Source organism: Cellulosimicrobium sp. ES-005 (assembly GCF_040448685.1).
GTDB classification, from domain to species: Bacteria; Actinomycetota; Actinomycetes; order Actinomycetales; family Cellulomonadaceae; genus Cellulosimicrobium; species Cellulosimicrobium cellulans_G.
Window position 1 is genome coordinate 3341972 of record NZ_CP159290.1, and the last position, 14720, is coordinate 3356691.

A 14720-nucleotide genomic window follows, 5' to 3' on the forward strand; every position below is an offset into this window, starting at 1 on the left:
GCCGCTGGCTAGGCGCGCCAGCCGTCGGGGAGCGCGTACGGCGCCCACACCGCCGCGATGTGCGCCCTGTAGTCGGGCACGTTCGCACCGCACCGGCACCACCTGTTGGGGCCGTACGTGCTCACGACGTGGGCATCGACGACCTGCTGGAAGTGCTCGGGGGAGCCGTGGGTGACCCTGTCCGCCACGCCTCAGTCCTCCATCGGCTTGTCGGGCGTGTCACCGGCGGCCCATGAGAGCGCGGCGATGACGCCGTCCTCGTAGGACATCCCGCTCCAGCGCGTCCCCTGGTGCTCCTCCAGCGAGTCGGAAGCGGCGTTGATCTCGTCGCGGATCTCGTCGCGGGTCGGCTGCGTTGCCATGTCGTCTCCTCGTGTCTTGGCAGGCTCGTCAGCGCAGGGATGCCGCCCTGCGGACGCCCCTCGCGGGGCGTTTCGCCGTCCTACATGCACGCGGCCCAGGTCACCCCGTTGGGGTACTCGTCGATGGCGACCTCCAGCCCCGGCGGGCAGACGATGACGTCGCCCACCAGCAGCCCGCCCCAGTCCGTCCCGACGCCGCACGTCAGGTTGCCGTCCAGCGCGCAGTTCCACGCCGGGTCGTCCTCGTAGATGACCTCGCGCTCGGGCTCGGGCTCGGGCTCGACCGCCTCGACGACGTCGTCCACCACGGGCTCGGGCGCCGGGATGACCTCGGGCTCGGGCTCGGGCTCGGGCGTCACCACCACCTCAGGCACCTCGACGACGACGTCAGGAGCAGCCTCGACGACGTCGGGCACGGCGACCGCCTCGCCCTCGTCAACCGTCCCGGCAGCCACCAGCAGGGCGGTCGCGATCCCCAGTCCGGCACCGAATCCCAGCATCTTGCGAAACATCGGGTCTCCTCTCGTTGGCAGGCTCGTCAGCGCACGGATGCCGCCGTGCGGACGGGGCGTCAGCCCCGTTTCGCCTCAGGCCCGGATCGTCGAGACGTCGGGCACCGCGCCCAGCGCGGCGAGCTTCCCGATCGACTCGGGACTCTGGGCCTTCCAGCCCGCCTGTGACACCACGTTCACGGGGTCGCCGGTCTGCGGGTCGACCAGCACGACGCAGGTGCGGAAGTCGAGCACCTCGCCGGTCACGGCGCACGTGATCTGGCGTCCGACCAGGCTGCGGACGATCTCCTCGCGGACGACGTCGACGATGGCTGTGCTCATGGGTGGGTCCTCTCTCAGTGGCAGGCTCGTCAGCGCACGGATGCCGCCGTGCGGACGGGGCGTCGGCCCCGTTTCGCCGTCAGGTCAGGGCTTCACCACGCCCTCGATGCGGTACTCGACGATGCCGTCCACGGCGAAGCGCACGAGGAGCGACTCTGGCCCCTCGGACCAGTCGTCCGGCTCGGTCGTCACTCCGAGCACGTCCCCGGACGACTCGACGTTCCGCCGCATGGGCACCAGGCGCCCGATCCCGGGGCCGTTGGCCGCCCGCAGGACGTCGAGAGCGTCGGAGTCGTACTGCACGCCCTCGACGACGACGTGAAGCGTGACGCCGTCGTTGTCGTCCTGGTCGACGGGCTCACCCCAGACCTCCCAGCCGTCGCCGTCCACAAGGGGCGTCAGCCCGAAACTCCGCACGGCGCGCGCCACGTGGAGCAGGCCGTTGGGCTGCACGCCCATGTGCAGGGTGCGCGTCGTCGTCGTCATCTCTCGTCTCCTCGTCTCGGGGCAGGCTCGTCAGCGTGCGGATGCCAACCGCACGGACGGGGCGTCAGCCCCGTTTCGCCGTCAGTAGCGCATGTGGTCGTGGACGACGTCGGAGACGCCCTGGAAGAACGCGCCAAGGTCCGTCGGGCGCTGCGTCGGGGGGATTACCTCAGCCGCCGGGCGCACCCGTCCCCACGGGCCCCGCGGCACGTGCACCTCACGCACCCGCTCGGCGTCGTCGGTGCGTGGAGACAGCGCGATCGTGTCCATGTCTCTCCTCAAGCTCTCGGCAGGCTCATCAGGCCCGGGATGCCGCCCGGGCGACGGGGCGTCAGCCCCGTTTCGCCGCTACTCAGCGCCAGGCGTACGACCACCCGCCGACATACACGCCGCGGTCGTCCCACCACATGACCTCGTCGCTCGCGTCCGACCCCTCGGGCAGTGCCGGGCGGATGTACTCCTCAGCCTCAGCGGCCGTGCGGAACTCGCGCTCCGGGAGGATCCAGCGCTCCTCGCCGTCGTGCATCACGCTCACGCCCGCCCGGAACATCCGTCGCGGCTTGCGCTTGCCCAGCAGTCGTCCCAGCAGTCCCACGTCTCTCCCCGTTCTCTCGGCAGGCTCGTCAGGCCCGGGATGCCGCCCGGACGACGTCCCAGCGTCGGGACGTTTCGCCACGGGGCCCCGCCCCCAGTAGCGGGGCCCCGCACGTCTCAGACCAGGACCGAGTGCCCGTACGTCAGGGCGACGGCGTCCTGGTGGTAGCGCTTGCCAATCGGCTTGAGCGTCTCGGCGAGGCCCTGCACCTGGAAGCGCTCCGCGCCCAGGACCGTGACCTTCACGCTCTCCTCGGGCACGCCGTTCCAGGCGTCCGACACCGCGTAGTGCCGCTCCTCCCAGACGTCCGCGCCGTCCAGCACGCTGGCGTGAATCGCCGCGGACACCTCGGTCTGGAAGTCGTTCCACTCGGCGTCCGACATCGGCGCGTTGTGAGCGTCGCCCGCGCTCTCCCCGTAGTTGCGGCCGAGGGTCACCGTGATAGCGAGCATGGAGCTGTCCTCCCGTTGTGGCCGGGCCCGATGCCCGACCGTTGTGCCCTAGGTGCGCCATGACGCGCGCCCGCCCCGTTGTGCGGTGCCTAGGGCCCCGGTCCGTGACGCGCGCTACAACGCGCGCCCCGTCCCGTGATTTCTGTCTGCCAATCGCCCGACCCCCGCCCGTGACGCCCTTATGTGGCCTCCGGTGTCCGCTCCCCGGCCGCGTGGGCCGGATCGTCGCGCCCGCTGTTCGTGCTCCCCGGCCGGTACGGCCGGATCGTCGCGCGCCCTAGCGGGGCATCGTGCGTTGCGCTATTCGGTTCTCAAAGATCAAGCGGTCACCTGCCCGTCCCACACGTGCCGCGCGTTTCTGTCACCCGCGCGGCCCGCCCGGTAGGCGGGGCCTTGTCGGCTTGTCCGGGTGACCCCGTCCCTGCCGACATCCAGAACATTACGGGGATCGGGAGAGTGACGCAACCTCGAACGGGAGAGTGACGCGGAATCGTTGGGATTGCAACGAAAACTCGCCATCCACGAGGCATCCACATGTTGAGACACCCTTGGATATGTCCGTTTTGACCCGGCTTCTGGGCTGCCTCGGCAGGCATGGGCAGCGCTTGGCAGGCAGCGCGGGAAGCGTGGCGCGCGTCACAGTGGGGAAGCGTTGACGTCGGCGACGACGTGAGCGACACTCGCGCGCTCGCACGCCCCGAGTCGCCAGAAGACGATCCCGCGCGCGTCGCGCGAGGATGGCGGCCGGGCGTCGCGTTGTCCAATCCGCCGCGTGTGGCAAGCATCACTCCCGCGCGCTTGACGTCGCCCGACGCCCTGGGGTATCACCCGCGCGAGGCGGCTTCGGGCACCGCTACGTCTTAGCAGCTACGGTCCTGCCACTATCAGAGGTCCGATCGTGGGCTCCCTCGAGGACCAACCCGCCGGCGCTCAGCGTTGAGCTGTCGCGGATCTCGAGCTGCCGGCGCCGGCTCTGCGGCCGGTTTCGTAGCGGGGTCTAGGCGCCGTCTTGCGCGCAGCACGCAGTCCCCGCGCATGAGGGCCCTCCGGGCCCCAGATCCGCAGGATGCTGCGGGCCTTCGGCCCTACTGCCCAACCCGACCGCCAGTGCCCTAGATCCGTTGAGGGCGTGGCTGAGACGGGCGTAGAGGGGGGTAACGAGAGAGTGACGCAGAACACAAAGCACTGCCCTTACGGGGGGTCTTGCGTCACCGTAGTAATAGAGTGTAGAGCGCTGCGACAGAGCGCAAGGTTGCTACAGGCTGTTGAGCTGGGGCCCGGAGGGCCCCCACGCGCTGCGCCTGGTGGAGCAGCCGTAGGACGCCGTCGCAGCGCGCTGTATCAATGGACATCCCCGGGTTGGTCGCGGCACGCCGCACCTGTTCGCAGGCTCACCACCGGGGCCTCTTCTCGCGGAGGTGATCGACATGCCCGGTTGGGCCGGGTCCGATCGCCGGCAGGAGCTCCCAGACGACTGGGAGCGACGGCGCAAGCGAGTTCTGGCGCGTGATGGCTACCGCTGTACCGAGCGGCTCACGCACCCCACGGGGGACACGGAGCGGTGTCCCTCACCGGCGACCGACGTCGACCACATCCGCCCCGGCGGCGACCACAGCTACGGCAACCTCCGCGCGCTGTGCTCCTGGCACCACCAGAAGAAGTCGTCGGCCGAGGGCGGGATTGCACGGGCGGTGCAACGACGTCGGACTCGCCAACGGTTCCGCCGAGTCGAGACACACCCCGGTCTCCTCGGCTGAACCTCTCCCCACGCGCAGGGCCGGAGCCGTCCTCTCCTCCGGTGACGGCCCTGCGCGCGATGGCGTGAAGCTCAGTAGGCAGAGTGCCCGGTTGTTACCCGGGAGGGCGCAGGTTCGATTCCTGCCACGTCAGCTCATCCGTACCGGCCGGCCAGCCGGAACGGACAGAGGGTGACCGAGTGGTCGCCCACCCCGGTAGGGATGCCGAGGGTGGGTGGCTAAGGTGCGCGCTCGCTCCGATGCCAGACCTGTTCCAGTGCCAAACGGTGAGGTCGCAGGGCGGCGATCCGGCTTAGCGGCTGGTGAAGTGGAGCGGCTTAGCGGCAGAGCGCGGCGGTCGGGACCGAACAGCAGACGAAGTCCCACCCGACCCGGAGGCTCGTAACCTCCCCCTCGCCCCACGCCCCGCTAGCTCAGCGGTCAGAGCTCCCGGCTCTTAACCGGGAAGTCCGAGGTTCGACTCCTCGGCGGGGCACATCACGGCCGGTTCCGCCCTTCGGGGTCCAGGGCCGGCCTTCTCCGCATCTACCCACCTCGAGGAGGTGACGCCCCATGCCCCCGCAGCGCAAGCGCGAGTCTGAGCTCGCACGCCCCCGGTCCCGCAAGGGAGGGGACGCCGCCGCCCCCGAGGCCATCAAGGGTGAGCGCCGCACGGTCACGATCCCGCGCGAGAAGACGGACTGGACCGCCGACGCAAAGCGGTGGTTCAAGTCGCTCAAGACGTCCGGCCAGGCCGACTTCTACCAGGACTCCGACTGGGCCCTGGCCGTCTTCCTGTGCGACGAGATCACGTACTACCGGAGCTCGAACCGCCGCTCGCCCGAGATGCTCAAGACGATCCTCTCCGGGATGGAGAAGCTCCTCACGTCCGAGGCTGACCGCCTCAAGGCGCGCGTCGAGCTGACGAACCCCGAGCCCGAGTCCGACCCCGCGTCGGTGCTCGCCATCGCGGACTACCGCACGGAGCTCGGCGCGTGAGCGCCGACGTCGACCGCGCCCCGTACCCGCACCTCGACGTCGACGACGACGAGCTCTCCGACGACCAGCTCCGCGAGAAGTACGCGCCGGTCTGCATCGGCCCGACGTGGAAGCGCACGGGCGACGGCGGATGGCTGCTCCCGGAGCGCACGCTCGGGTGGCAGGTGCTCGGCTGGGCCGCGGAGTTCCTGAGCGGGGCCGACGGCACCGGGCGCTTCAAGGCGACCCCGGAGCAGGCCCGCTTCATCCTCTGGTGGTACGCCGTCGACGAGCGCGGCGAGTTCATCTACCGCACCGGCGTGCTCCAGCGCCTCAAGGGCTGGGGCAAGGACCCGCTCGCCGCGGTGCTCTGCCTCGTCGAGATGGTCGGCCCCTCGCGCTTCGGCGGCTGGGACCGCAACAACCAGCCCATCGGCGTGCCGCACCCGGCCGCGTTCGTCCAGATCGCCGCCGTCAACCAGGACCAGACGCAGAACACGACCACGATGTTCGCGCTCCTGATGACCGAGCACTTCCGCAAGACCTACCGGGTCGACGCCGGCGTGGAGCTCATCCGCGCCAACGGCGGCCGCTCACGGCTCAAGGCCGTGACGAGCTCACCGCGCGCGCTCGAGGGTGGCCGGAGCACGTTCATCATCCTGAACGAGACGCACCACTGGATCGTCGGGAACAAGGGCGTCCAGATGTACGAGACCATCGACGGCAACGCGACCAAGATGGACGGCCGCTACCTGGCGATCACCAACGCCTACCTCCCCGGCGAGGACTCCGTCGCCGAGCGGATGCGCAAGGCCTGGCAGGACGTCCAGGACGGACTCGCCTCCGCCGTCGGCCAGCTCTACGACTCGCTCGAGGCGCCGTCGCACACGGCGATGACCGAGCGCGTGCTGCGGATCGTCATCGACATGGTCCGGGGCGACAGCTTCTGGCTCAAGATCGACTCGATCATGAAGTCGGTGCTGAACAGCTCGATCAGCATCCAGCGCTCGCGCCGCATGTGGCTCAACCAGGTCGTCGCCGGCGCCGACGCGCTGTACGAGGAAGCCGACTGGGACAACCTCCGGGACCTCCACGGCGAGCTCAAGCCGGGCGACGAGATCGTGCTCGGCTTCGACGGCGGCAAGACCGACGACGCGACGGCGCTCATCGCGCTCCGCGTCCGCGACGGCTTCGTCAAGCCCCTCGGCATCTGGGAGAAGCCCGACGGCCCTCTCGGCGACGGCTGGCAGGTCGACCGCGAGGACGTCGACGCCGCGGTGCACCAGGCCTTCCGGGTCTACAGCGTCCAGGCGTTCTTCGCCGACGTCGCGCTCTGGGAGTCGTACATCGACGCCTGGTCCCGCGAGTACGGCGACGAGCTCAGCGTCCGCGCTGGCTCGCTCTCGGCGATCGGCCGAGACATGCGTGGCTCCAAGAAGGAGCTGACGCTCGCGCACGAGCAGCTCGTCGGCGCGATCTTCGACGCCGCGATCTCCCACGACGGCGACCCCCACCTCCGGCGCCACGTCCTCAACGTCATGCGCGCCGAGAACGACTACGGCGTCAGCTTCCGCAAGGAGTCTCGCGAGAGCCCTCGGAAGGTCGACGCCTACGCCGCCATGTTCCTCGCCTTCACCGCCCGCCGCGAGCTCCTCGAGCGCGGCAAGAAGAAGCGGAAGCGCACGGGACGCGGCTACTTCCTCTGACCGGCCCGCAGGCGCGGGCACTACCGAAAGGTGCTGCCCGATGGCGAAGCCCTCTCCTAAGGCCCTGGCTGCGAAGCTCGGCAAGATCCTCGCGCGCGACCGCGAGGCCGACGACGGCCTGCTCAAGATCGACCGCTACGTGCGCGGCGAGCACGACGACCCCTACATCCCCGACTTCGCCGACGACGAGTACCGGCTGCTCGCGAAGCGAGCCGTGTCGAACTGGCTGCCCCTGATCGTGGGCACGCCGGCGCAGGCGATGTACGTCGACGGCTACCGGCCCGGGAGGGCCGGGAAGGGATGGGGCGGCGCCCCGGAGCCCGTGCAGGACTCCGACCGCGTGCACGGATCGACGCAGACGTTCCAGTGGGACTTCTGGCAGCGGTCGCGCTTCGACGCCCGGCAGGGCGCCGTCTACCGCGGCGCGCTCCAGTACGGCCACAGCTTCGTGTGCGTCGAGCAGACCGCCTTCGGCGTGATCGGGCGCGGGCTCTCCGCGCTGCGCACCGCGGCGATCTTCAACGACCCGGCGTCCGACGACGCGCCGATCGCGGCGATGACGGTCGTCTCGTGGCCCGACGACGACACCAAGGGCACCGCGGAGATGTGGGACGCGACGACGCGCTACGTCGTCCGCTTCGGCTCGCTCAGCGACGCCAACTCCTACACGGTGACGAAGCGCGGGAAGCACGGCGCCAAGGAGTGCCCGGTCACCCGGTTCGCCGCGTACGTCGACCTCGAGGGCCGCACGCGCGGCGTCGTCTCGCCGCTCATCACGCTCCAGGACCGCATCAACCAGACGGTCTTCGACCTGCTCATCGCTCAGACCTACGCCAGCTTCAAGGTGAGGTACGCGACCGGCATGGCGCCGCCGATCGTGCGCGACGAGAACGGCGACCCCGTCCTCGACAAGGACGGGAACCCGATCCCCGTCAAGATGAACCACAACGCGCGGCGCTTCCTCTTCGCCGAGGACCCCGACGTGAAGTTCGGCTCGCTCGACGAGACGCCGCTCGACGGCTACATCAACTCCATCGACATGAGCGTCCGCCACCTCGCGGCCGTGTCGCAGACCCCTCCCCACCACCTGCTCGGGCAGATCGCGAACCTGTCGGCCGAGGCCCTGGCGGCCGCGGAGACGTCGCTCTCCCGCATGGTCGAGGAGCTGCGCAAGACCTTCGGCGAGAGCTGGGAGCGCGTCTTCCGCGTCGCCGCGCAGATCGCCGGCGAAGCCGGCGCGCTGGACTACCACGGCGAGGTCATCTGGCGGGACATGGAAGCCCGCTCGCTGTCGATGACGGTCGACGCTCTCGGCAAGATGGCCGACCAGCTCGACATCCCGCGGCGCGGCCTGTGGCCGCGCGTGCCGGGCGTCACTCAGGCAGAGATCGACACCTGGCACGACATGCGCGACGACGACGACTACGTCGCCCAGCTCGCGCAGTCGTCCACGCGCGCCTCCGGCGCGCGCTCGACCAGCTCGCGGTACATCCCGCCCGAGTCTCGACCCCAGGCGGGTGAGCGGGCGGCATGAGCGCCGTCGAGGAGGCCGAGCAGGCGTCGGTCGCGTTCCAGGCCGCCCTCACCCGGATCGGCGTCGCGACGATCGCGGAGGCCCTGAGCCTCTGGCAGCGCGTCAACCCGGCGAAGGCGGCCGCCACGGCGAACGCCTGGCTGGACGACGCCGTCGAGATGATCCTGTCCCGGCGCGGGCAGTCCCGCGAGCTCGCCATCGCGTACTACCGCCTCGTGCGCGCCCTGCGCACCGGGCGCACGGTGCCGAGCCCGTACGACCCCAAGCCGACGTCGGTGACGATCGGCCAGCTCCGCGCCGAGTTCGCCGAGCTCGTCGACAGCACCCGCCCGCGCGAGCGGATCACCGTCGCTCCGCCGCGCACCTCCCGCGAGGAGCCGCGCCGACCCCTCCAGGTCGACCCCGAGGATGCCCCGTACGAACCCGCCAGGAGCGGCGCCGACGAGGACGTCCCGATCGAGACCCTGGACGGCAGCGCGGACCTCGCGCGAGAAGTCGCGGAGATGGAGCGCGAGTGGGAGCGGGAGCTCGCGCTCGTCGAGGACGAGATCCGCATCGACCTCGAGGCCCTCGGGCCGGCAAGCCTCCAGCAGGCCGTCGACCAGCTCGACGGCGAGGCGCCTGCCGACGAGGTCGACACGAAGCGGGACAAGGCCCACGGCCAGGCGGGCGCCCGGCAGGCTGCGGCCGCCGAGCGCATCGTCATGGACGGCGGTCGCGGAGAGCTGTACGCGCGCGCACGGCGGGACCGGCGCGCGGTCGGCTTCATCCGCCTCTCGCGGTCCGGCACCCCCTGCGGGTGGTGCGCGATGCTCATCAGCCGCGGGCCCGTCTACTTCTCGCGCGCGTCGGCCGAGCACTCCGCCGACGGCGACAAGTACCACGACAACTGCCACTGCTACGCCGAGCCGGTCTGGTCCGTCCGCGACTACCGGGACTCGGAGCGCTACGCGCTCAACCGGCAGTACGAGAAGGAGTGGCCCGAGGTGACCAAGGGCCTCTCCGGCAAGGCCGCCGTGTCCGCATGGCGCCGCCACATCCGCATTCAGCAGCGCAAGGCCAGGAGCCAGCGCACCACCGAGACAGCCCAGGAGGCGTCCGCATGATCCCCCGCACCTTCCGCAAGCTCCCCGCCCGCATCGCCTTCATCGACGGCGACGAGGGCGGCGGCGGCTCGAGCGCGCCGGACGAGACCCCGGCCCCCGAGACCCCCGCCGAGGACGCACCCGCAGAGGAGGTCGCCGCCGAGGAGGCGCCGGCCGCCGAGGACGACAGCGCGAAGGACGGCGAGGGCACGGACGCCCAGAGCCTCGACGAGCTCCCCGCGTGGGCGCAGGCCGAGGTGAAGCGCCTGCGCGCCGAGAACGCGAAGCGCCGCACCACGAACACCGAGCTCACCGAGAAGCTCGCGGCCGCCAAGACGCCCGAGGAGTTCGAGGCCGCCGTCGGCGAGCTCCAGGCCGCGAACGCGCAGCTCGAGCGCGACGCGACCGTCGCGAAGCTCCAGCACCAGCACGGCCTCGACGACGACGTCGTCGCCCTTCTCGAGGACGTCCCCACCGACAAGCTGGCCGACCGCGCGGCCGCGCTCGCCCGTCTCGCGACCGGCGGCGTGGAGCGCGACCCCTCCGGCGGGCTGACGCCCGACGCAGGCGGCGACGGGTTCGACCCCGTCAAGGCAGCGCGGGAGCACCGCTCCCGCCGCCGGTACTGACCCACACATCCACCCCTGATCGGCCCCCTGGCTTCCGAGCCCGGGGGCCTTTCTCATGCCCCTGGAGGCAAGCCAGATGGCTTACACCCCGCACGTCGTCGTCAAGCCGGAGCACATCGCCCAGACCGCGGCGGTCCTGCTCGAGGAGTCCCTCGTCGTCCCCGCGACCTTCCGTCGCGAGGGCATCGACCAGTACAAGGGCCAGGCCGACGACACGATCAACGTCAAGGTCGAGGGCGTCCTGCCCTGGCGCGAGTACGGCTTCCGCAACGACCGCTCGACCCCGATCGAGTTCGACCAGTACAAGGAGCGGACCATCAAGGTCGACTTCGGCGGCGACATCTACGACGCCGTCGAGCTGACCGACGAGCAGGCCGACTTCGACAACCTGGGCGACTGGACCAAGCTCGCCGCGAAGCAGGTCGAGGGCATCGGTCGCGGTCTCGAGTACCTCGCGACCAAGCACGCGACCGAGGCGCCCTTCGCCTACACGGTCGGCGTCCACGAGGCGCGCCTGCGCGCCGGCCTCATCGAGGCCCGCCGCGTCATGAACGCGCTGCGCCTGCCCACGCAGGGCCGCACGATCCTGCTCGGGACGAACTGGGAGGCTGCGGCCCTCAACGACCCCAAGCTCACGCTGGCGCACAACGTCGGCGACAACCAGGCCGAGACCGCGCTGCGCACCGCGTCGCTCGGGACGCTCTTCGGCTTCAACCTCGTCGTCGCGCAGGAGCTCGACCCCGACGACGCCATCGCGATGATCGACTCCGCGTTCATCTTCGCGACCGGCGCGCCGCGCGTCCCGCGCTCCGTCGCCTTCGGCGCGACCGCCGCGCACAACGGCGTCGCGCTGCGCTGGCTGCGCGACTACGACCTGCGCTACACGACCGAGCGGTCCCTGTTCAACACCTACAAGGGCTTCCGCACGGTCACGGACATCATGCTCGGCCAGAACGCCGAGGGCCAGGCCTTCGTCGGCGAGTACGAGCACTTCGTCCGCGCGATCAAGCTCCGCCTCAACGGCACCTCGGTCTTCCCGGCCAAGAACAGCGGGACCTCCGAGGACAAGAAGAAGGAGAACGAGATCGCCACGATCACGAAGCTCCTGCCGCGCGACGTCTCGACGGCGCCGTCCACCAACGCGCCGGAGACCCCGGAGGCGTGACCGCCCGGGCGCGGGGCTTCGCACTGACGCGGAGCCCCGCGCCCCTCTCCCCAGGAGGTGACACATGACCGCACTCGCCGACTACGCGAAGGTGGTCCGGGCCCTCGACTGGGAGCTCGAGCCGGCCGAGATCGAGGACGCCGAACAGCAGGCCGAGTACCTGTCCAACGTCGCCCGGATCAACGGGCGGCCGTGGCCGGAGTCGGCCCCGCCGATCGTCGTCAACACGATCGAGACCGCGCTCAAGCGCTACCTGCGCAACGCCTACGGGCTCACGCAGTCGCGCGCCGGCGACGAGACGATGGGCTGGGACGGGATCGGCGACAAGGCTGGCGCGCCGTACTTCACGGACGCCGAGCTCAAGGTCATCCGCCTGTGCTCGGGCCAGAGCGGCTTCTCGTCCGTGAAGATCAACGCCTGGGGCACCTCGGACGGTCGCCTGCCCGAGGGCTACGTGCCCGTCGCCGGCGGCCGCAAGCCGTTCCCCATGTACGCGAGCGACGAGGGCCCCTGGTGAGCTACCAGCGCCGGCGCGGCCCGCGCGTGACCCTGTACCCCCAGAAGAAGGTCGTCGACCGGCGCGGCAACGAGCAGTACGCCCCCGACCTCGACCGGCCGATCCACACCCGGGCCGCCGGGATCCCGCAGCGCTCCTCGCGCGCGGAGGTCCCCGGCCAGCTCGAGGTGAACGTCGTCCGCCTCATCACCGAGGCCGACCTCGAGGGCGTGACGCTCTGGGGTCAGGTCGAGTGGGACGGCTCGACGTGGGACATCGCCGCTCCGCCGGCCAAGCGCCGGGGCACGCGGCACGTTCGGCACTGGTCGATCGACATCCGGGAGCGGCCCAATGGCTGAGGTCTTCAAGTACGCCGAGGGCGCCTCCGGGCGCCGGAAGCACCAGAAGGTCGAGGCCGTCGTCGCGCTGCACGTCGACACTCGGGCGGCCATCCGCTCGACGGCGGACGACATGGCCCGCACCGCCAGCGCGGTGCTCGCCGGCCACCGCCACGACGGGCACGCCGAGATCCTCCGCCTCGACGGCGACATCGACAGCTACGTCGTGCTCTCCGACGAGCGCGGCATGGGCGCGGCGATGTCGATCGAGTACGGCCGCGCCGACCGCCTCAACGACGACGGGAAGCTCGTCGGGGGCATGTACGGCGTCGCGCCGCTGCGCACCGCCGCCGGCCTCGCGGCCTACCGCCGGAAGGGGGCGTGATGACCAGCCTCCCCAAGAGCGTCCACGACCTCGCCGAGTTCCCGGCCCTCGAGGACGTCGGCCTCGCCGTCCTGCGACCCGCCCTCGAGGTCCCCGTGCGGACCCTGATCCCCGACCAGCTCGACGTCTTCCCGTTCGTCCTCGTGCGCGGCAATCACACCGCGATGGGCTGGGGCGGGCAGGAGCGCTTCGTCGACCGCGGGGTCCTGTCGGTGCACACCTTCACCGACGGCCCGGAGGCCGACGACGACGGCGCCAAGCTCTCCGAGGCGATCCGCGTGATCCTCCGCGAGGCCGCGAAGCGCAAGGTCCGCATCGACGACCGCAACCACCTGCACCGGGTCACCCTGACGTCCCGCCCGCGCCGCGTGAGCGACTGGGCGACGTCGCAGGGCCCCGTGCAGTACGCCGACCTCCCGACCGGCGTCCAGCGCTACGAGTCGCTCTACCGCGTCACCGTGCGCCACCGCGGCCCGTAGCCCCAGACCACCCACACACCAGGCCTCGCCCCTCTCCGGGCGGGGCCTTTCTCATGCCCTGGAGGCAGCTAGTGCCCCTCATCGACAACGCCACGCTGCTCGTCGGCGCCGGCAACTACTACACGGCGCCGGTCGGCACGGCGATCCCCGACCTGCTCACCGAGGAGCCCCCGTCCCCCTGGGACAACATGGGCCACACGGACCTCGAGGAGGTCCTGTCCATCGCGTCCGAGGGTGGAGAGCAGACCGTCATCGGGACGCTCCAGAACAAGAACCTGCGCGTCCGCATCGCGCCGCGTTCGGAGACGATCGCGGTCCCGCTCCAGCAGTTCGACATCGGCGCGCTCCGCCTCTACTACGGCTCGAACGCGGTCGACGTGAACGGCGACGGCACCCTGCTCGGCGTGCCGCAGACGCCGGCGCCGACCGAGCGCGCGTTCCTCGCGATCTTCCTCGACGGCGAGACGGCCTTCGCGATCTACGCCCCCAAGGCGTCGATCTTCCGCGGGTCCGACCTCGAGATCGCGGACACCGAGTCGCTCGCGACCCTGCCGCTCACCGTGACCCCGCTCGTGCACGGCACGAACAAGTGGGCCTACGCGGTGACCCCGCTGGCCCAGGTCGCGGCGCCCGGCGACGGCGCCTGACGCCCACCCCACCCGCAGCGCATGGCGAACCCGCTGCGGGTGGGGGCTCCACCCCGGTTCGCCCCAGAAATCAACCACCCCATCTCACCGGAGGTTCGCCACCAATGGCTCTCTCGCTCGCTGACATCAAGGCCGCCGCTGACGCGAAGTACGGCCACAAGCCGATCACCCTCGAGGACGGCACGACCGTCACGCTGGTCAACCCCCTGCGCCTGAGCAAGGACGCACGCAACGTCCTCAAGGGCACGTCCGCGCGCCTCAAGGAGGAGGGCGCCGACGAGTTCGAGGTGCTGGCCGACGCCCTGATCGCGGCCGCGAAGACGAAGACCGAGGGCAAGAAGCTCGTCGCGTCGCTCGACAACGACGTCGCCTACGCGATGGGCGTCTTCCAGGGCTACATGGAGGAGGTCCAGGCGGGGGAAGCCTGAGCCTCGCCGACGCGATCGACGACTGGGGCGACGGGCTGTACCCGGAGCTGCTCGAGCGAGGCATCGACCTCGTCCGGGTGGTTGCCGGTGACGGCCCGTCGCCCCGGCTCGTCCTCGCCGTCGTGCGGGGGATCGCCTCGGACGACCGCACCCTGACCTCTGCGCTCATGCGCGGCGGGCTGGAGTACCGCGGGTGGGGCCACGACCGCCACCTGCTCGCGTCGATCTTCGACGCCATCAACCAGAACACGCTCGCGACCGGGAGCTGGCGCAAGGGCAAGGCGCCCAAGATCGCCCCCTGGCCGCGCCCCACCGCGAAGAAGCGGCGGAAGAAGCACCACACCGTCGCCGAGCTCTACGCCGCGATGAAGACGAAGAAGGGGTGA

Annotated in this window: 21 protein-coding genes, 2 tRNA genes and 6 other RNA genes; 15 read left to right on the forward strand and 14 right to left on the reverse strand. The window is 70.9% G+C overall.

All coding sequences use genetic code 11. The features are described from left to right. Positions 1-8 precede the first annotated feature (8 nt). The 14 genes from ABRQ22_RS14855 to ABRQ22_RS14920 form a co-directional block, all read right to left on the reverse strand. Positions 9-188, reverse strand: coding sequence for a hypothetical protein (locus ABRQ22_RS14855; protein WP_353707279.1), 180 nt, complete (start codon positions 186-188; stop codon positions 9-11). A 3-nt stretch (positions 189-191) separates the two neighbouring features. Further along, a complete protein-coding gene (locus ABRQ22_RS14860) occupies positions 192-362 on the reverse strand; it encodes a hypothetical protein (RefSeq protein WP_186325191.1) in 171 nt (56 codons plus the stop codon). Between the two features lie 14 nt (positions 363-376). Then, positions 377-440, reverse strand: an RNA gene (locus ABRQ22_RS14865) — hammerhead ribozyme type II. Between the two features lie 2 nt (positions 441-442). Beyond that, complete coding sequence (locus tag ABRQ22_RS14870) at positions 443-874, reverse strand: hypothetical protein (protein WP_353707280.1); 432 nt, start codon at positions 872-874, stop codon at positions 443-445. 12 nt (positions 875-886) lie between these two features. Continuing rightward, positions 887-950, reverse strand: an RNA gene (locus tag ABRQ22_RS14875) — hammerhead ribozyme type II. Further along, positions 950-1195: a hypothetical protein gene (locus ABRQ22_RS14880; RefSeq protein ID WP_353707281.1), complete on the reverse strand. Its 246-nt coding sequence runs from the start codon at positions 1193-1195 to the stop codon at positions 950-952. The genes ABRQ22_RS14875 and ABRQ22_RS14880 overlap by 1 nt, the downstream gene beginning before the upstream one ends. A gap of 15 nt (positions 1196-1210) precedes the next feature. Beyond that, positions 1211-1274: hammerhead ribozyme type II (locus ABRQ22_RS14885), an RNA gene on the reverse strand. Between the two features lie 5 nt (positions 1275-1279). After that, complete coding sequence (locus ABRQ22_RS14890) at positions 1280-1681, reverse strand: hypothetical protein (protein WP_353707282.1); 402 nt, start codon at positions 1679-1681, stop codon at positions 1280-1282. A 16-nt stretch (positions 1682-1697) separates the two neighbouring features. Then, an RNA gene (locus tag ABRQ22_RS14895) (hammerhead ribozyme type II) lies at positions 1698-1762 on the reverse strand. After that, on the reverse strand, positions 1763-1951 hold the full coding sequence (locus ABRQ22_RS14900) for a hypothetical protein (protein ID WP_144721216.1): 189 nt from the start codon (positions 1949-1951) through the stop codon (positions 1763-1765). Between the two features lie 14 nt (positions 1952-1965). After that, an RNA gene (locus ABRQ22_RS14905) (hammerhead ribozyme type II) lies at positions 1966-2029 on the reverse strand. A 4-nt stretch (positions 2030-2033) separates the two neighbouring features. Further along, positions 2034-2276: a hypothetical protein gene (locus ABRQ22_RS14910; RefSeq protein ID WP_353707283.1), complete on the reverse strand. Its 243-nt coding sequence runs from the start codon at positions 2274-2276 to the stop codon at positions 2034-2036. 14 nt (positions 2277-2290) lie between these two features. Beyond that, positions 2291-2356, reverse strand: an RNA gene (locus ABRQ22_RS14915) — hammerhead ribozyme type II. A 36-nt stretch (positions 2357-2392) separates the two neighbouring features. Further along, entirely contained in the window at positions 2393-2728 is a 336-nt protein-coding gene (locus ABRQ22_RS14920) for a hypothetical protein (protein WP_144721220.1), read from the reverse strand. A gap of 1817 nt (positions 2729-4545) precedes the next feature. On the opposite strand from ABRQ22_RS14920, the gene ABRQ22_RS14925 reads away from it, so the two are divergent. From ABRQ22_RS14925 to ABRQ22_RS14995, 15 genes are all read left to right on the forward strand, one after another. Continuing rightward, a tRNA-Asn gene (locus ABRQ22_RS14925) sits at positions 4546-4618 on the forward strand. Positions 4619-4887: 269 nt separating this feature from the next. Beyond that, a tRNA-Lys gene (locus tag ABRQ22_RS14930) sits at positions 4888-4960 on the forward strand. A gap of 77 nt (positions 4961-5037) precedes the next feature. Continuing rightward, positions 5038-5463 carry a hypothetical protein gene (locus tag ABRQ22_RS14935; RefSeq protein WP_353707284.1) on the forward strand — a complete coding sequence of 142 codons (426 nt, stop codon included), beginning with the start codon at positions 5038-5040 and terminating at the stop codon, positions 5461-5463. Continuing rightward, entirely contained in the window at positions 5460-7148 is a 1689-nt protein-coding gene (locus ABRQ22_RS14940) for a terminase (RefSeq protein ID WP_353707285.1), read from the forward strand. The genes ABRQ22_RS14935 and ABRQ22_RS14940 overlap by 4 nt, the downstream gene beginning before the upstream one ends. A gap of 40 nt (positions 7149-7188) precedes the next feature. Next, positions 7189-8682, forward strand: coding sequence for a phage portal protein (locus tag ABRQ22_RS14945; protein ID WP_353707286.1), 1494 nt, complete (start codon positions 7189-7191; stop codon positions 8680-8682). Further along, a complete protein-coding gene (locus ABRQ22_RS14950) occupies positions 8679-9788 on the forward strand; it encodes a hypothetical protein (protein ID WP_353707287.1) in 1110 nt (369 codons plus the stop codon). Before ABRQ22_RS14945 ends, ABRQ22_RS14950 begins: the two co-directional genes overlap by 4 nt. Then, on the forward strand, positions 9785-10396 hold the full coding sequence (locus tag ABRQ22_RS14955; RefSeq protein WP_353707288.1) for a hypothetical protein: 612 nt from the start codon (positions 9785-9787) through the stop codon (positions 10394-10396). Before ABRQ22_RS14950 ends, ABRQ22_RS14955 begins: the two co-directional genes overlap by 4 nt. Positions 10397-10472: 76 nt before the next feature. After that, positions 10473-11561 carry a hypothetical protein gene (locus ABRQ22_RS14960; RefSeq protein ID WP_353707289.1) on the forward strand — a complete coding sequence of 363 codons (1089 nt, stop codon included), beginning with the start codon at positions 10473-10475 and terminating at the stop codon, positions 11559-11561. Positions 11562-11625: 64 nt separating this feature from the next. Then, the gene (locus ABRQ22_RS14965; protein ID WP_353707290.1) at positions 11626-12078 is read left to right on the forward strand and encodes a hypothetical protein; all 453 of its coding nucleotides are present in this window, start codon (positions 11626-11628) and stop codon (positions 12076-12078) included. Continuing rightward, on the forward strand, positions 12075-12416 hold the full coding sequence (locus ABRQ22_RS14970; RefSeq protein WP_353707291.1) for a hypothetical protein: 342 nt from the start codon (positions 12075-12077) through the stop codon (positions 12414-12416). Before ABRQ22_RS14965 ends, ABRQ22_RS14970 begins: the two co-directional genes overlap by 4 nt. After that, positions 12409-12780 carry a DUF5403 family protein gene (locus ABRQ22_RS14975; RefSeq protein ID WP_353707292.1) on the forward strand — a complete coding sequence of 124 codons (372 nt, stop codon included), beginning with the start codon at positions 12409-12411 and terminating at the stop codon, positions 12778-12780. Before ABRQ22_RS14970 ends, ABRQ22_RS14975 begins: the two co-directional genes overlap by 8 nt. Continuing rightward, complete coding sequence (locus tag ABRQ22_RS14980; RefSeq protein ID WP_353707293.1) at positions 12780-13259, forward strand: hypothetical protein; 480 nt, start codon at positions 12780-12782, stop codon at positions 13257-13259. The genes ABRQ22_RS14975 and ABRQ22_RS14980 overlap by 1 nt, the downstream gene beginning before the upstream one ends. A gap of 71 nt (positions 13260-13330) precedes the next feature. Then, positions 13331-13906: a hypothetical protein gene (locus ABRQ22_RS14985; RefSeq protein WP_144721241.1), complete on the forward strand. Its 576-nt coding sequence runs from the start codon at positions 13331-13333 to the stop codon at positions 13904-13906. Between the two features lie 104 nt (positions 13907-14010). After that, positions 14011-14334, forward strand: coding sequence for a phage tail assembly protein (locus ABRQ22_RS14990; RefSeq protein ID WP_144721243.1), 324 nt, complete (start codon positions 14011-14013; stop codon positions 14332-14334). A gap of 77 nt (positions 14335-14411) precedes the next feature. After that, positions 14412-14720, forward strand: a complete 309-nt coding sequence (locus ABRQ22_RS14995; protein WP_353707294.1) for a hypothetical protein — start codon at positions 14412-14414, stop codon at positions 14718-14720.

Coding starts and splice junctions, on each gene's coding strand:
- ABRQ22_RS14945 (WP_353707286.1), top strand. CDS start 7,189: ATGGCGAAGCCCTCTCCTAAGGCCCTGGCTGCGAAGCTCGGCAAGATC.
- ABRQ22_RS14860 (WP_186325191.1), bottom strand. CDS start 362: ATGGCAACGCAGCCGACCCGCGACGAGATCCGCGACGAGATCAACGCC.
- ABRQ22_RS14870 (WP_353707280.1), bottom strand. CDS start 874: ATGTTTCGCAAGATGCTGGGATTCGGTGCCGGACTGGGGATCGCGACC.
- ABRQ22_RS14890 (WP_353707282.1), bottom strand. CDS start 1,681: ATGACGACGACGACGCGCACCCTGCACATGGGCGTGCAGCCCAACGGC.
- ABRQ22_RS14955 (WP_353707288.1), top strand. CDS start 9,785: ATGATCCCCCGCACCTTCCGCAAGCTCCCCGCCCGCATCGCCTTCATC.
- ABRQ22_RS14880 (WP_353707281.1), bottom strand. CDS start 1,195: ATGAGCACAGCCATCGTCGACGTCGTCCGCGAGGAGATCGTCCGCAGC.
- ABRQ22_RS14960 (WP_353707289.1), top strand. CDS start 10,473: ATGGCTTACACCCCGCACGTCGTCGTCAAGCCGGAGCACATCGCCCAG.
- ABRQ22_RS14950 (WP_353707287.1), top strand. CDS start 8,679: ATGAGCGCCGTCGAGGAGGCCGAGCAGGCGTCGGTCGCGTTCCAGGCC.
- ABRQ22_RS14935 (WP_353707284.1), top strand. CDS start 5,038: ATGCCCCCGCAGCGCAAGCGCGAGTCTGAGCTCGCACGCCCCCGGTCC.
- ABRQ22_RS14965 (WP_353707290.1), top strand. CDS start 11,626: ATGACCGCACTCGCCGACTACGCGAAGGTGGTCCGGGCCCTCGACTGG.
- ABRQ22_RS14920 (WP_144721220.1), bottom strand. CDS start 2,728: ATGCTCGCTATCACGGTGACCCTCGGCCGCAACTACGGGGAGAGCGCG.
- ABRQ22_RS14900 (WP_144721216.1), bottom strand. CDS start 1,951: ATGGACACGATCGCGCTGTCTCCACGCACCGACGACGCCGAGCGGGTG.
- ABRQ22_RS14980 (WP_353707293.1), top strand. CDS start 12,780: ATGACCAGCCTCCCCAAGAGCGTCCACGACCTCGCCGAGTTCCCGGCC.
- ABRQ22_RS14990 (WP_144721243.1), top strand. CDS start 14,011: ATGGCTCTCTCGCTCGCTGACATCAAGGCCGCCGCTGACGCGAAGTAC.
- ABRQ22_RS14975 (WP_353707292.1), top strand. CDS start 12,409: ATGGCTGAGGTCTTCAAGTACGCCGAGGGCGCCTCCGGGCGCCGGAAG.